At 72.1% G+C, this 15939-nt stretch carries 2 protein-coding genes; both read left to right on the top strand.

Annotation, left to right across the window (positions count from 1 at the left end; genetic code table 11):
* The first annotated feature begins 12 nt into the window (after window positions 1–12).
* A complete protein-coding gene (locus tag OG609_RS05475) occupies window positions 13–10905 on the top strand; it encodes a type I polyketide synthase (RefSeq protein WP_327271744.1) in 10893 nt (3630 codons plus the stop codon).
* Window positions 10902–15884 (top strand): type I polyketide synthase, encoded by a 4983-nt coding sequence (locus tag OG609_RS05470; RefSeq protein WP_442817938.1) that lies wholly within the window; start codon window positions 10902–10904, stop codon window positions 15882–15884. Before OG609_RS05475 ends, OG609_RS05470 begins: the two co-directional genes overlap by 4 nt.
* Window positions 15885–15939 lie beyond the last annotated feature (55 nt).

Genomic DNA, 15939 nt, shown 5'->3' with positions numbered 1-15939 from the left:
GGGTTAGCGGTAATGGTGGCTGACGACAAGCTCCTCGAGTACCTCAAGCGGGTGACGGCCGACCTCCACCAGACCCGGCAGCGCCTTCGTGAGGTAGAGGCCGGCGAGCAGGAGCCCATCGCGATCGTTGCGATGAGCTGCCGGTTCCCCGGCGGTGTCGCGAGCCCTGAGGACCTGTGGAACCTGGTCGCCGCAGGTAGGGATGCGATGTCGCCGTTCCCGGACGACCGCGGTTGGGACACCGGACGGATCTACGACGCCGACCCCGAACAGTCCGGCACGTCCTACGTCCGGTCGGGTGGTTTCGTCGACGGCGTCGCGGAGTTCGACTCCGGCCTGTTCGGCATCAGCCCCCGCGAGGCCCTGTCCATGGACCCGCAGCAGCGGCTGCTCCTCGAAACGTCGTGGGAGGCGTTCGAGCGGGCGGGCATCGACCCGCTGTCGCTGTCCGGCGCACGGGTCGGCGTATTCGCCGGTTCCAGCGGCCAGGACTACGCCTCCCTGCTGCAGTTCTCCCCGGAAAGCGTCGAGGGGTACGGCCTGACGGGCACGGCGGCCAGTGTGGTCTCGGGACGCGTGTCCTACACGTTCGGTCTCGAAGGCCCGGCCGTCACCGTGGACACCGCGTGCTCGTCGTCGCTCGTCGCCCTGCACCTGGCCGCGCACGCACTGCGGCAGGGCGAGTGCTCGCTGGCGCTGGCCGGCGGTGTGACGGTCATGTCGACCCCCGGTGCCTTCATCGAGTTCAGCCGACAGCGCGGGCTGTCCACCGACGGCCGCTGCAAGGCCTTCGCCAAGGCCGCCGACGGCACCGGCTGGGCCGAGGGCGCCGGTCTGCTGCTGCTGGAGAAACTGTCGGACGCCCGCCGCAACGGACACGAGGTCCTGGCCGTCGTCCGCGGCTCCGCCGTGAACCAGGACGGTGCGAGCAACGGCCTCACAGCCCCCAACGGTCCCTCCCAGCAGCGCGTCATCCAGGAGGCGCTGGCGAACGCCGGGCTCACCGCCGACCAGGTCGACGCGGTCGAGGCCCACGGCACGGGTACGACGCTCGGTGACCCGATCGAGGCGCAAGCACTGCTCGCCACGTACGGCCAGAACCGGCAGGCCGGCCACCCGGTCCTGCTCGGCTCGGTCAAGTCGAACCTCGGCCACACCCAGGCCGCTGCCGGCGTCGCCGGCATCATCAAAATGGTCGAGGCGATGCGCCACGGCACGCTGCCGAAGACGCTGCACATCGACGAGCCCACCCCGCACGTCGACTGGTCGGCCGGTGCTGTCCAGTTGCTGACCGAGCAGACGGACTGGCCGGAGACGGGCCGGCCGAAGCGATTCGGCATCTCCTCGTTCGGCATGAGCGGTACGAACGCCCACACGGTCATCGAAGAGGCCCCGAGCCCCGAGGCGACCGCGCAGGCCGAGCAGGCCGAGCAGGGCGACGCGCTGCCGACGCTCGTCTGGACGGTGTCCGGGAAGACCGAGGAGGCGATGCTCGGCCAGGCGGCCCACGTGCTGTCGCACGCGGAGACCTCCGAGGCGACCCCTCTGGACCTGGCCTTCTCGCTCGCCACCGGCCGCGCGGCCCTCGACCACCGGGCCGTCGTCGTCGGCGAGACCCGCGAGAGTCTCCTCAGTGGTATGCGCGCGCTCGTCTCCGGCACTCCGGCCCAGGGACAGGCACGCGGCGTCGCCACGGAGAACGGCCGGCTCGGCCTCCTCTTCTCCGGGCAGGGTTCGCAACGGCCCGGAATGGGCCGTGGACTGTACGAGGCGTTCCCGGTGTTCGCCAAGGCGTTCGACGCCGTGTGCGCCGAGCTGGACCGGCACCTGGACCGGCCGGTCAAGGACATCGTCCTTGCCACGGACTCCGCCGACGAGGCCGCCGCGAGGCTGATCGACCGGACCGTCTTCACACAGGCCGGCCTGTTCGCCGTGGAGACCGCTCTGTTCCGCCTCGTCACTTCCTGGGGCATCCGGCCGGACTACCTGCTCGGCCACTCCATCGGCGAGCTGTCGGCCGCCCACGCGGCGGGCGTGCTGTCCCTGGAGGACGCCGCCGCCCTGGTGGCGGCCCGCGGACGGCTGATGCAGGCCCTACCCGGAGGCGGGGCGATGGTCTCGCTCCAGGCCACCGAGGACGAGGTGCAGCCCCTGCTGCGTACAGGCGTTTCGATTGCCGCGCTCAACGGGCCCAGCGCCGTGGTCATTTCGGGTGACGAGGACGCCGTCCTGGAGATCGCCGCGCACTTCGAGGCACAAGCGCGCAAGACCAAGCGGCTGCGGGTCAGCCACGCGTTCCACTCGGCACACATGGACGCGATGCTCGACGAGTTCCGCGTCTTCGCCGGGACGATCCGGTTCCGCGCCCCCGAACTGCCGATCGTGTCCAACGTGACCGGTGCCCTCATCGGCGCCAAGGAGATCACCGACCCCGGCTACTGGGTGCGCCACGTCCGCGAGGCCGTCCGCTTCCACGACGGAATCCGGACACTCCTCGACCACGGCGTCACCGCCTTCCTCGAGATCGGCCCCGGCGGCGTACTGAGCGCCATGGGCCAGGAGGCCCTGACGGAGACCGCAGCCGGAGCCGACGAGCCCGTCTTCCTCCCCGCCCTGCGCACCGACCGCCCCGAGGGCCGGTCGCTGATCACCGCCCTCGCCGAACTGCACATACACGGCAGCGGACCGGACTGGCACGCGTTCTACGACGGGACCGGCGCGCGGAACACCGCGCTGCCCACCTACGCCTTCCAGCGCAAGCGCTTCTGGCCGAAGCTGTCCGCCGCCTGGGCCGGCGACGCCACCGCCATGGGCCTGCGCGCGGCCGAACACCCGCTGCTCAGCGCCGCGGTCACCCTGGCCGACGGCGACGGCATGCTGTTCACCGGCAGGCTCTCGCTGGGGACGCACCCCTGGCTGGCCGACCACACCGTCCTGGGCACCGCCCTGCTGCCCGGCACCGCATTCGTGGAACTGGCCGTCCACGCCGGCGACCAGGTCGGCTGCGGCCAGCTCGTCGAACTCAACCTCGAAGCACCGCTCATCCTTCCCGAAGAGGGCGGCATCGCCGTCCAGATGACGGTAGGGGCACCCGATGACACCGGGCACCGCCCGCTGTACGTGTACTCCCGCCCGGACGGTGAGGAAGGCGAGGAGACCTGGAACCGCAACGCCGGCGGACTGCTGGCCCCCGGCCAGGCCACAGCCCCCGACTGGGCCGCCTTCGCCCAGTGGCCGCCCCGGGACGCCGTCCAGGTGCCCATGGACGACTTCTACGCTCAGCTCGAAGCCGCCAACTACGGCTACGGGCCCGCCTTCCAGGGCCTGAAGAGCGTCTGGCGGCGCGGCGACGACGTCTTCGCCGAAGTCCGCCTTCCCGAGGAACCCGCCGCCGAGGCCCAGCGGTTCGGCCTGCACCCCGCCCTGTTCGACGCCGCGATGCACTCACGGGCCATGCTGGGCAACGGGGACGAGGGCGGCCCGGGTCAGGAACGGCTGCCGTTCTCCTGGACCGGCGTATCCCTGTACGCCACCGGCGCCTCGGCGCTCCGGGTGCGGCTCTCGCCCACCGGAACCGACACCGTGTCCGTCGCGCTCGCCGACGAGAGCGGGGCGCCCGTCGCCTCCGTCGGGGCGACCGTGCTGCGCCCGGTCTCGGCGGAGCAGCTCAACACCTCTCGCAGCCCCCACCACGACTCGCTGTTCAGGATCGACTGGCCGGTCGCCCAGGGCACCGGGACCGCACCCGACACCAGCGGCTGGATCGTCCTGGGCGACAGCGACTTCGGTCTGCCGTCCGGCGGCCGGTTCCCCGACCTGTACGAACTCGGCGCAGCGGTCGACGAGGGTCTTGCCGCTCCGGAAACCCTCCTCGTCCCGTGCGTGACCGAACCGGGCACCGACACGGTCGAGGCGGCGCACGGCGCGGTCGCCCGCGTGCTGGCGCTCGCCCAGATCCTGCTCGAGGACGAAAGGTTCGCGTACACCCGCGTCGTCCTCATCACCCGCGGTGCCGTCGCCGCCACCGCCGAGGACGAGGTCGAGGACGTCGCGCAGGCGACCGTATGGGGCCTCGTCCGCTCGGCACAGTCGGAGAACCCGGGCAGGTTCATCCTGGCCGACATCGACGGACTGCCCGCCTCGCACCGCGCGCTTCCCCAGGCGCTGGCCGACGGCGAACCGCAGTTCGCCGTCCGGGCCGGCCAGGTGCGGGTGCCACGGCTCGCCCGGGTCGGGACGCAGGCCGCGGACACGCCGGGTACCCCCTTCGCCGACCCGGCCGGCACCGTGCTGATGACCGGTGCCACCGGCACCCTCGGCAAGCTGTTCGCCCGTCACCTGGTGACCGCCTACGGCATCCGCCACCTGCTCCTCGTCAGCAGGCGCGGACCGTCGGCGGAGGGGGCCGCCGAGCTGGAGGCCGAACTGGCCGCTCTGGGTGCCGCCGTCACCGTCGCCGCCTGTGACGTCGCCGACCGCGCGCAGCTCGCCGCCCTGCTGACCACGATTCCCGCCGAGCACCCGCTGACCGCGGTCGTGCACGCCGCGGGCATTACGGACGACGGCGTGCTCCCCGCCCTGACACCCCAGCGCATCACCGCCGTACTACGTCCCAAAGTGGACGCGGCGGTCACGCTGCACGAGCTCACCCAGGACCTGGACCTCCGCGCCTTCGTCCTGTTCTCGTCGGTCGCCGCCACCCTCGGCGGCGCCGGACAGGGCAACTACGCCGCGGCCAACGTCTTCCTCGACTCGCTCGCCCAGCACCGCCGGGCACGCGGACTGCCGGCCACCTCGCTGGCCTGGGGACTGTGGGCCGACCGCAGTGGCATGGCCGCGAACCTCGACGACACGCAGCTGAGCCGCATCGGCCGTTCCGGCGTCGGCTCCATGGAGTCCGCGCAGGGCCTGGCCCTCTTCGACGCCACCCGCGACCTGGACGACGCACTGCTCGTACCGGCCCCCCTCGATGTGTCCGGGGCACGCGGAGCCGGTTCCATCGAAGCCGTTCCGCCTCTGCTGCGCGGCCTGGTACGGCTCCCCGCGCGCCCCGCCGCGAGCAGCGGCGCGGGCCCGGGCTCCACCGGGACGGCTCTCGCGCAGCTGCTCGCTCCTCTCGACGAGGCCGGTCGCGCGGCCGCCGTACTCGATCTGGTCCGTACCCAGGCGTCCGCCGTCCTGGGTTACTCGGAGCACGACGAGATCGGAGCCCAGCGGGCCTTCAGCGACCTGGGCTTCGACTCGCTCACCGCGATCGAGATGCGCAACCGGATGAACCTGGTCACCGGGCTGCGGCTGCCCTCGACCCTGGTCTTCGACTATCCGACCCCCGCCGCGCTCGCCGACCACGTCAACGAACTGGTCGCCGGCCTCGTACCCGCCGGCAGTGGTGACGCGCCGCTGGCCGGCTCCGTGGACAGCGGTGAACCCATCGCCATCATCGGCATGAGCTGCCGGCTGCCCGGAGGCGTCGAGACGCCCGAGGACCTGTGGCGCCTGGTGGACGAAGGCCGCGACGCGATCACGGAGGTCCCGTCCTCACGGGGCTGGGAAATCGAAGGGCTCACCGGCGGATTCCTCACCGCTCCGGGCGACTTCGACCCGGCGTTCTTCGGCATATCGCCGCGCGAGGCCATTGCGATGGACCCGCAGCAGAGGCTGCTCCTGGAATCCTCCTGGGAAGCCGTCGAAGCGGCGGGCATCGCCCCGACCAGCCTGCGTGGCACCCGCACCGGCGTCTTCGTCGGCTCCAGCGGCCAGGACTACACCGGCCTGCTGCAACAGGCCGAGGACAACAACGCGGGCTACATCCTGACCGGCACCACCGCCAGCGTCATCTCCGGCCGGGTGTCCTACACGCTCGGCCTGGAGGGCCCCGCCCTCACCGTGGACACCGCCTGCTCGTCGTCCCTGGTGGCACTGCACCTGGCAGCCCAGGCACTGCGCAACGGCGAGTGCTCGATGGCACTGGCGGGCGGCGTCATGGTCATGGCCACCCCGGCCGGGTTCGCCGGACTCAGCGGACAGGGCGGCCTCGCCTCCGACGGCCGCTGCCGTGCCTTCTCCGAATCCGCGGACGGCACCGGCTGGAGCGAAGGCGTCGGCGTCCTGCTCGTCGAACGGCTGTCCGACGCCCAGGCCAACGGTCACCCGGTCCTGGCAGTGGTCCGAGGCTCCGCGATCAACCAGGACGGTGCCAGCAACGGTCTGACCGCGCCCAACGGCCCCTCGCAGCAGCGCGTCATCCGGCAGACCCTGGCCAACGCCGGGCTCACCACCCAGGACATCGACGTCGTCGAGGCGCACGGCACCGGAACGCCGCTGGGCGACCCCATCGAGGCACAGGCCGTCCTGGCCACCTACGGCCGGGACCGGCCCGCCGACCTGCCCGTGCTGCTGGGCTCCATCAAGTCCAACATCGGCCACTCACAGGCAGCCGCGGGCGTCTCCGGGATCATCAAGATGGTCCTGGCGATGCGGCAGGGAACGGTGCCGCGGAGCCTCCACCTGGACGAGCCCACCACCCATGTGGACTGGTCCGCAGGAGCGGTGTCCCTGCTCCAGAAGGCGGTGCCGTGGCCCGATACCGGCAGGCCGCGCCGCTCCGCCGTCTCCTCCTTCGGCATCAGCGGCACCAACGCCCACGTCGTCCTCGAACAGGCCCCCCAGGACCCGGAGGCCGCCCCCGCGGCGGGCGGCGATTCCTTCCTCGGAGCGCCGGCCGTACCGTTCGTACTCTCCGGCACCTCGGCGGAAGCCCTGCGCGAGCAGGCCGGACGCCTGCACCGCCACCTGCTGACCCACGATGACGCGGTCCTGGCCGACATCGGCTGGTCGCTGGCCACGACCCGGACCCGCTTCGGACACCGGGCGGCAGTCGTCGCGACCGGCAGGGACGACCTCCTGCACGCGCTCGCCGCCCTCGCGGACGGCACCGGAGCCCCCGGCCTCGCACAGGCCGTCGCCCCCGGGGAGGAGCCCAAGGTCGTCTTCGCCTTCCCCGGCCAGGGTGCGCAATGGGCCGGCATGGCACGCGGACTCCTGGACAGCAGCCCGGTGTTCGCCGAGCGGATCCGTGAGTGTGCCACCGCCTTGTCGGACCACACCGACTGGTCGCTGCTCGACGTGCTGCACGGGGCGCCGGACGCCCCCGGACTCGACCGCGTCGACGTGGTCCAGCCCGCTCTGTGGGCCGTCATGGTCTCGCTCGCCGAGGTGTGGCGTGCCGCCGGTGTCGAGCCCGCCGCCGTCGTCGGCCACTCGCAGGGTGAGATCGCCGCGGCCTGCGTCGCCGGCGCGCTGACCCTGGACGACGCCGCCCGCGTGGTGGCGCTGCGCAGCAGGGCGATCCTGGAACTGTCGGGCCTGGGCGGCATGGTCTCCGTACCGGAGCCGTCGGAGAAGGTACGTGCGCGGCTCACGCCCTGGGACGGGCGCCTGTCCGTCGCGGCCGTCAACGGCCCGTCCTCCGTGGTCGTTTCCGGCGACGCCGACGCCCTGGACGAACTGCTCGCCGCCTGTATGACCGAAGGCGTCCGCGCGAAGCGCATCGACGTCGACTACGCGTCGCACAGCGCGCACGTGGAGCGTATCCACGACCGCCTGGTCGCCATGCTCTCCGAGGTGGCTCCGCGTACTTCGCAGGTGCCCCTGTACTCGACGGTCACGGGCGAACTCCTGGACACCGCGGGCATGGACGCCGAGTACTGGTACACCAATCTCCGCCGGACGGTCCGCCTGGAGGAGACCACCCGGGTCCTGCTCGACGCGGGCCACCGGGTGTTCGTCGAGATCAGCCCGCACCCCGTCCTGGCCGTAGGACTGCAGGAGACCCTCGACGACGGGGCCGTCAACGGTGCCGTTCTCGGCTCGCTGCGTCGCGACGAAGGTGGCCCCGACCGGTTCCTGGCCTCGCTCACCACCGCTCACGTGCACGGAGTCCCCCTCGACTGGACCGCGCTCTTCGCGGGCCGTGACGTCCGCCGGGCCGAGCTGCCCACGTACGCCTTCCAGAACCAGCGGTACTGGCTGCCGATCCGGACCAGCACGTCCGGCGACCCGGCCTCGATCGGACTCGGCGCCGCCGATCACCCGATGCTCGCAGCCGGGGTGGCCCTGGCCGACGCCGACGGCTATCTGTTCACCGGTCGGCTCTCGGCGCGGACCCAGCACTGGATCGGCGACCACGTCGTCATGGAAACGATCCTGCTGCCGGGTACCGGCTTCGTGGAGATGGCACTGCGAGCAGCGCAGCAGGTCGGCTGCGACCTCGTGGAGGAACTCACCCTCGAGGCGCCGCTCGTACTGCAGGAACGCGGCGCCATGCAAGTGCAGTTGGTCGTCGGCGCACCGGACGCGACCGGCCGCCGGCCGCTGACCGTCCACTCCCGCCCGGCGGACCTGCCGGCCGAGGGCGGCGGCCTCACGGAAACGCCCTGGCGGCGGCACGCCACCGGTGTGCTCGCCACCCGCACCCCGTCCGGCACACCGTTCGACCTCTCCGCGTGGCCCCCCGCCGGAGCCACGGAAATCGAACTCGACGGCGTGTACGAACAGGCCGCTGCGCTCGGCTTCGGATACGGGCCGATGTTCCAGGGCCTGCGTTCCGCCTGGCAGTCCGGCGAGGACATCTACGCGGAGGTGGCGCTCCCCGAGGACGGCCGCGCCGAAGCCGCCGGATTCGCCCTGCACCCCGCCTTGTTCGACGCCGCGCTCCAGGCGATGGGACTCGGTACGTTCGGCCCCGGCCAGGGACGCGGGGAGGACGCCGGCAAGCCGCGGCTCCCGTTCGCCTGGCGCGGTGTGAGCGTGTACGCGACCGGGGCATCCGTCCTGCGGGCCCGGCTCTCCCCGAGCGGTGCGAACGGCATCGCGTTCCAGCTGGCCGACGGCACCGGGGCGCCCGTCGCCTCGGTCGACGCCCTCGACATGCGGCCGGTCGACCCCCAGCAGCTGAAGACCGCCACGCGGGAGGAGAGCGACTCCCTCTTCCGGCTCTCCTGGGAGCCCGCGCCCGAGGCACCCGCCGAGCCCGCCCCCACCGCCCCCTGGGCGGTTCTGGGCGCCGACCCCGCGCCGCTGTCCGCGGCCGGCGTCCACGCCGACGGGTACACCGGCCTCGACGAGCTCCTCGCGGCCGTCGACGCAGGCAGGCCACTGCCGGACACCGTGGTCGCCAGTCTCGGGGCTCCCGAGACGGACGACGCGGCCGCCGGGGCGCACACCGCCGCCCGCGAGGCACTCCTCCTGCTCCAGGGCTGGCTGGACGACGAACGCCTCGCCACCACCCGGCTGGTGATACACACCTCGAACGCGGTGGCGGCCACCCCCGGCGACAGCGTCGGCGGCCTGGCCACGGCACCGGTCTGGGGACTCGTCCGCTCGGCGCAGTCCGAGCACCCCGACCGGTTCGTCCTGATCGACTCCGACGACAGCGAGGCCTCCTGGCACGCACTGCCCGGGGCCCTGGCCCTGCCGGAGACACAACTCGCCCTGCGGGACGGCTCGGTACTGCTGCCCCGCCTGGTACGTACGGCACCTGCGGCGGACCCCGTCACCGGTGCCGCCTTCGACGGCGGAGGGACGGTCCTGGTCACCGGGGGTACGGGCACCCTGGGTAGCCTGCTCGCCCGCCACCTGGTCACCCACCACGGCGTACGCCACCTGCTCCTGCTGAGCCGGCGGGGCGAAGCGGCCGAGGGTGCTGGCGAACTCCTGGCCGGACTGCGGGACGCCGGCGCCGAAGCACGCGCCGTCGCCTGTGACGCGGCGGACCGGGACCAACTGGCCCGGGCGCTCGGCACCATCGATGACGCCCATCCGCTCACCGCCGTCGTCCACGCGGCAGGTGTCCTCGACGACGGGGTCATCACCTCCCTCACCGGTGCCCGGATGGACGCGGTGCTGCGGCCCAAGGTCGACGCAGCGGTGAACCTCCACGACCTCACCCGCGACAGCGGCCTGTCGGCATTCGTGATGTTCTCCTCGGCCGCCGGCACCCTCGGCAGCTCCGGGCAGGGCAACTACGCGGCGGCCAACGCCTATCAGGACGCGCTCGCCCACCACCGCAGGGCCACCGGCCTTCCCGCCACCACCCTTGCCTGGGGGTTCTGGGCGCAGGCCAGCGGCATGACCGGGCACCTCAGCGACGCGGAGGTGCGCCGGATGAGCGGGGGCGGTGTCGCCGGGCTCTCCTCCGAGGAGGGACTCGCCCTGTTCGACCTCGCCACGGCGTCCGACGACGCGCTGCTGCTGCCGGTCCGGCTGGACTTCGCGGCTCTCCGCGCCCAGGCGGCAGCCGGCGCGCTGCCGCCCCTGATGCGCAAGCTGGTCCGCGCGGCCGCGCCGCGTGCCGCCGACACGGACGGCACGGGCACCGGGGGAGTCGGACTGGCGCAGCGCCTGGCCGGGCTGTCCGAGGAGGACCGCGACCGCGTGGTCCTGGACCTGGTGCGTACCCACGCGGCCGCCGTTCTCGGGCACGCCTCCGCCGACGCGGTGGAGCCGGACATGGCGTTCAAGAAGCTCGGATTCGACTCGCTCATCGCCGTCGACCTGCGTAACCGGCTCAACGCCGCCACCGGACTGCGGCTGCCCGCGACGCTCGTCTTCGACTACCCGACACCGACGGAACTGGCGGCCCACCTGCGCGCCGAGGTCGTCCCCGACACTGGCGCGGCCGACGCGCCGGTGCTCGCCGGGATCGACCGTCTGGAAGCCCTGCTCGGCTCCGTCGGCACCGACGACGACCGGCGCACGAGGATCACCCTGCGGCTCAACGCCATGCTCGCCAACTGGGGCGACATCCGGGTGGCGGCCGAACCGGCCGTGCCGCCGCAGGACCTCGACACCGCCAGCGACGAAGAAATCTTCGACTTCCTCGGCAAGGAGTTCGGTATCTCGTGAACAGCCGACCGCATCCGGACGAACCGCTCCGAGGGGGGACCCAGGCCATGACCGACGACGACAAGCTGCGCTATTTCCTGCGGCGGGTGACCGCTGACCTCCAGGAGACCAGGGGCAAGCTGCGCGCTGCCGAGGAGAAGGACAACGACCCCATCGCGATCACGGCGATGAGCTGCCGTTTCCCAGGCGGTGTACGCGCCCCCGAGGATCTGTGGCAGGTCATGATGTCGCAGGTCGACGCCCTGTCCCCGTTCCCCGAGGACCGGGGCTGGGACTTCGAGGGACTGTTCTTCCGCGATCCCGACGACCCGGCCCGCACCTACACGCTCGAAGGCGGATTCGTTTACGACATACCGGACTTCGATCCGGAGTTCTTCGGGATCAGCCCGCGCGAGGCACTGGCGATGGACCCGCAGCAGCGCCTGGTCCTGGAGGCGTCGTGGGAAGCCGTGGAACGGGCCGGCATCGACATGGCGTCCCTGCGCGGCACACAGACCGGTGTCTTCGTCGGCACGTCCTATCAGGGTTACGGCAGTACGGTCTTCGTTCCGCCGGAGGGCACCGAGATCTACCTCGGCGTGGGCAATACCAGCAGCGTCGCCTCCGGCCGTGTCGCCTACACCTTCGGTTTCAACGGGCCGGCCGTCACCATCGACACCGCGTGCTCGTCCTCGCTGGTGGCCCTGCACATGGCCTGCCAGTCCCTGCGCAGGGACGAGTGCTCGATGGCGCTCGTGGGCGGCGTCACCCTGATGTCCAGCCCCGGTGCTTTCACCGAGTTCAGCCGTCAGCGCGGACTGTCGGCCAGCGGCCGCTGCAAGGCTTTCTCCGCCGACGCGGACGGCACCGGCTGGGGCGAAGGGGTCGGCATGTTCCTCGTGGAGAGGCTCTCCGACGCCCGGCGCAACGGTCATCCGGTCCTGGCCGTCGTACGCGGCTCCGCCATCAACCAGGACGGTGCGAGCAACGGGCTGACCGCGCCCAACGGCCCCGCCCAGCAGCGCGTCATCCGCCAGGCGCTCGCCGACGCACGGCTGTCACCCGCCCAGGTCGACCTCGTCGAGGCGCATGGCACCGGTACCACCCTGGGCGACCCCATCGAGGTCCAGGCGCTCGCCGCCACGTACGGGAAGGACCGCCCGGAAGGCCGTCCGGTGTGGCTCGGCTCGGTCAAGTCGAACATTGGCCACACCCAGGCCGCTGCCGGTGCCGCCGGGCTGATCAAGATGGTGCTGGCGGTGCAGCGCGGAGTGCTGCCGCCCACCCTCCACGTGGAGAACCCGACCACGCTCATCGACTGGACCGACGGGGGCATGGCCCTGGTCGCCGAACCCGCACCCTGGCCGGCGACCGGGCAGCCGCGCCGCGGAGGGGTGTCCTCCTTCGGCGTCAGCGGCACCAACGCGCACGCCATCATCGAGCAGGCCCCCCCGGCCGAGGAGCAGGAGCAGGAGGACGGCACCCCGGCGATCCACACGCCGCTGGACGGTGCGAAGCCGCCCCTGGTCGTCTCCGCCCGCACTGAACAGGCCCTGCGGGAGCAGGCTCGGCAGCTCCAGGCCCACCTGGCACGGCACCCGGACACCTCCACGACCGATGTCGGATACACGCTCGCCGTCCGCCGGACGAGGTTCAGCCACCGTGCCGCCCTCATGGCCGACGCCACCGGCGACTACACCGCCGCCCTCACGGCCCTCGCCGAAGGGCGCGAGTCATCGGACGTGACGCAGGCCGTCGCCACCCGGTCCACCCGCCCGGTGTTCGTGTTTCCGGGGCAGGGGTCGCAGTGGGTGGGTATGGCTGCGGGGTTGTTGGAGTCCTCGTCGGTGTTTGCGGAGCGGTTGGCTGAGTGTGGTGCGGCGTTGGAGCCGTTCACGGGGTGGTCGTTGTTGGGTGTGTTGCGTGGTGAGTCGGGTGTGCCTGGGTTGGATCGGGTTGATGTGGTGCAGCCGGTGTTGTGGGCGGTGATGGTGTCGCTTGCCGAGGTGTGGCGTGCGGCGGGTGTGGTGCCTGCGGCGGTGATGGGGCATTCGCAGGGGGAGATTGCGGCGGTGTGTGTGGCGGGTGGGTTGTCCTTGGAGGACGGTGCGCGGGTGGTGGCGTTGCGGAGTCGGGCGATTTTGGAGTTGTCGGGTCTGGGCGGGATGGTGTCGGTGGCGGAGTCGGCGGGTCGGGTGGAGGCGCGGCTTGCGGGGTGGGGTGGGCGGTTGTCGGTGGCGGCGGTGAATGGGCCGTCGTCGGTGGTTGTGTCGGGTGATGGTGATGCGTTGGACGAGTTGGTGGTGGTGTGCCGGGGTGAGGGGGTGCGGGCCAAGCGTATTGATGTTGATTACGCGTCGCACAGTGCTCATGTGGAGCGGATTCGTGAGCGGTTGCTGGATGTGTTGTCGGGGGTGGTGCCGCGGGTTTCGGGGGTGCCGTTGTATTCGACGGTGACGGGTGGGTTGTTGGACACGGCGGGGATGGATGCGGAGTACTGGTACACGAATTTGCGGGGGACGGTGCGTCTGGAGGAGACGACTCGGGTTCTGCTGGGGGCCGGGCATGGGGTGTTCGTCGAGGTCAGTCCGCATCCGGTGCTTGCGGTCGGGTTGCAGGAGACGTTCGAGGCGGCGGGGAGTGATGCGGTGGCTCTGGGGACGTTGCGACGGGACGAGGACGAGTCCCGCCGTTTCATGACCTCCCTCGCCGAAGCCCACGCGCACGGAGTCGACCTCGACTGGAAGACCCTGTTCGCCGGGCATGCCCCCACCCACCTGGACCTGCCCACCTACCCCTTCCAGCGGCAGCGCTACTGGATCGATGATCTGCGCCCGGTCATGGACGCACCCGCCGGCTCCGCCGGTGAGCTGTCCGTGGCCGACGCGCAGTTCTGGAGCGCCATCGAACAGGAGGACATCGGCTTCCTGGCCGACACCCTCGCCCTCGAAGGAGGCGAAGAAGCCCGCTCCGCTCTGGGAGCGATGCTGCCCGCCCTGTCCTCCTGGCGCCGACGCAGCCGCGAGCTCTCCACCGTCGACGACTGGCGCTACGAAGTGGCCTGGCGCCCGATGCCCGAGTCCTCCGCGAGCCGTCTCTCCGGGCACTGGCTGGTGATCGTCCCCGAGAGCCACGCCAAGGACGAACTGGTCCTGGCGTGCCTCGCGGCCCTGGCCGCCCACGGTGCCGAGACCTACTCCGTCACGGTCGACGCCGGCGCACTGCACCGCGGTCTGTTCGCCGACCACGACCTGCCCTCCGGCATCGAGGGCGTCCTGTCGCTGCTCACCCTGGACCGCGCGCCGCACGCCGACTTCCCCGACGTGCCGCGTGGCTACGCTGCCACCGTCGCCCTGCTCCAGGCGCTGGGAGAGGCCGGGGTGCCCGCGCCGCTGTGGTGCGCCACACGAGGCGCGGTCCAGGTGGGGCCCGCCGATCCGCTCGCCGGTGCCGAGCAGGCCATGGCCTGGGGCATGGGCCGGGTCGCCGCACTGGAGCACCCCGACCGGTGGGGCGGTCTCATCGACCTGCCCCCAACACTGGACGCGCGCACGGCAGCGATGCTCAGCGGTGCGCTCGGCGGTGCGGGGGACGAGGACCAGCTGGCGATACGGCCCTCCGGGACGTTCGTACGCCGGCTGAACCGGGCCCGCCTCGGCGCGGCCGCCGGGTCCCGGACCTGGGACCGTACGGGCACCACGCTCATCACCGGCGGGACCGGAGCCCTCGGCGGCCACGTCGCCCGCCGGCTGGCCGGCGACGGCGCCGAGCACCTGCTGCTGGTCAGCCGCCGGGGCCCCGACGCCCCGGGAGCGGCCGCACTGCGCGACGAACTGACCGCACTCGGCGCCCAGGTCACGGTCGCCGCCTGCGACGCCGGCGACCGTGACGCCCTGGCGGACCTGCTCGCCGCGATACCCGACGCATACCCGCTGACCTCCGTCGTGCACACCGCCGCCGCGCTCGACGACGGGCTGCTCGACGCCCTCACCCCTGACCAACTGGGCCGGGCCCTGCACGCCAAGGCCAGGGCCGCGCAGAATCTGGACGAGCTGACCCGGGACATCACGCTTTCGGCGTTCGTCCTGTTCTCCTCGTTCGGCGGCATCGTCGGCACGCCGGGGCAGGGCAACTACGCGCCGGGGAACGCCTTCCTGGACGCCCTGGCCCAACAGCGCAGAGCCCAGGGCCTGGTGGCCACCTCCATCGCCTGGGGCGCCTGGGGCGGCGGCGGAATGGCCGAAGGGGCGTTCGGAGACGTACTGAACCGGCACGGCCTGCGCGAGATGGACCCCGAAGCCGCGGCCGGCGCGATGCGGCAGGCGGTGGAACACGACGCCACCTGTGTCCTGATCGCCGACATCGACTGGGAACGCTTCTTCGTCGCCTTCACCGCGACCCGGCCCAGCCCGCTGCTCGGCGACGTGCCCGAGGTGCGCCGGATCGCGCAGGAGGGCAACGGCCCGGCCGGCGACGGCGCCGAGGAGCCGTCCGCCCTGGCACAGCGCCTCGCCGGGCTCGACGACGCCGAGCGGGACGCCGTACTGCTGGAAGCGGTACGCGAGCAGGTCGCCGCCGTGCTCGGGTTCCCCGGGCCGGAGGCCGTCAGCGTCAAACGGGCCTTCCGTGAGGTCGGATTCGACTCCGTCACCGCTGTGGAACTGCGCAACCGGATCGGCGCCAGGACCGGGCTGCGGCTGCCGGTCACGCTCGCGTTCGACTACCCGACCCCGGTGAAACTGGCCGCGTTCCTGCGGGAGCAGCTCGTACCCGATGGCGAGACCGTGGCCGTGTCCGTGATCGAGGAGCTGGACCGGATGGAAGCCGCCCTGGCCACGGTCGCGCCGCACGACGAAGGACGGACCAGGGTGGTGCGGCGCATACAGACACTGCTCGCACAGCTGCAGGAGACACCGGCCGCACCGGTCGGTGAACAGATCGAAGCGGCCTCCGACGACGAGATGTTCGAGCTGCTCGGCAAGAAGTTCGGCATTTCCTGACCGGTCGTCTCCAGCGGCAAGCACATCGCACCACACAGTTCCTGACAGAGGGGTC

It is taken from the genome of Streptomyces sp. NBC_01224 (genome assembly GCF_036002945.1).
GTDB lineage: Bacteria > Actinomycetota > Actinomycetes > Streptomycetales > Streptomycetaceae > Streptomyces.
Note: the sequence above shows the minus strand (reverse complement) of the source record. Positions and strands in the feature narration are given on the sequence as shown.

Excerpts from the sequence above, each read along its gene's own strand:
- OG609_RS05475 (WP_327271744.1), top strand. The coding sequence starts at position 13 with ATGGTGGCTGACGACAAGCTCCTCGAGTACCTCAAGCGGGTGACGGCC.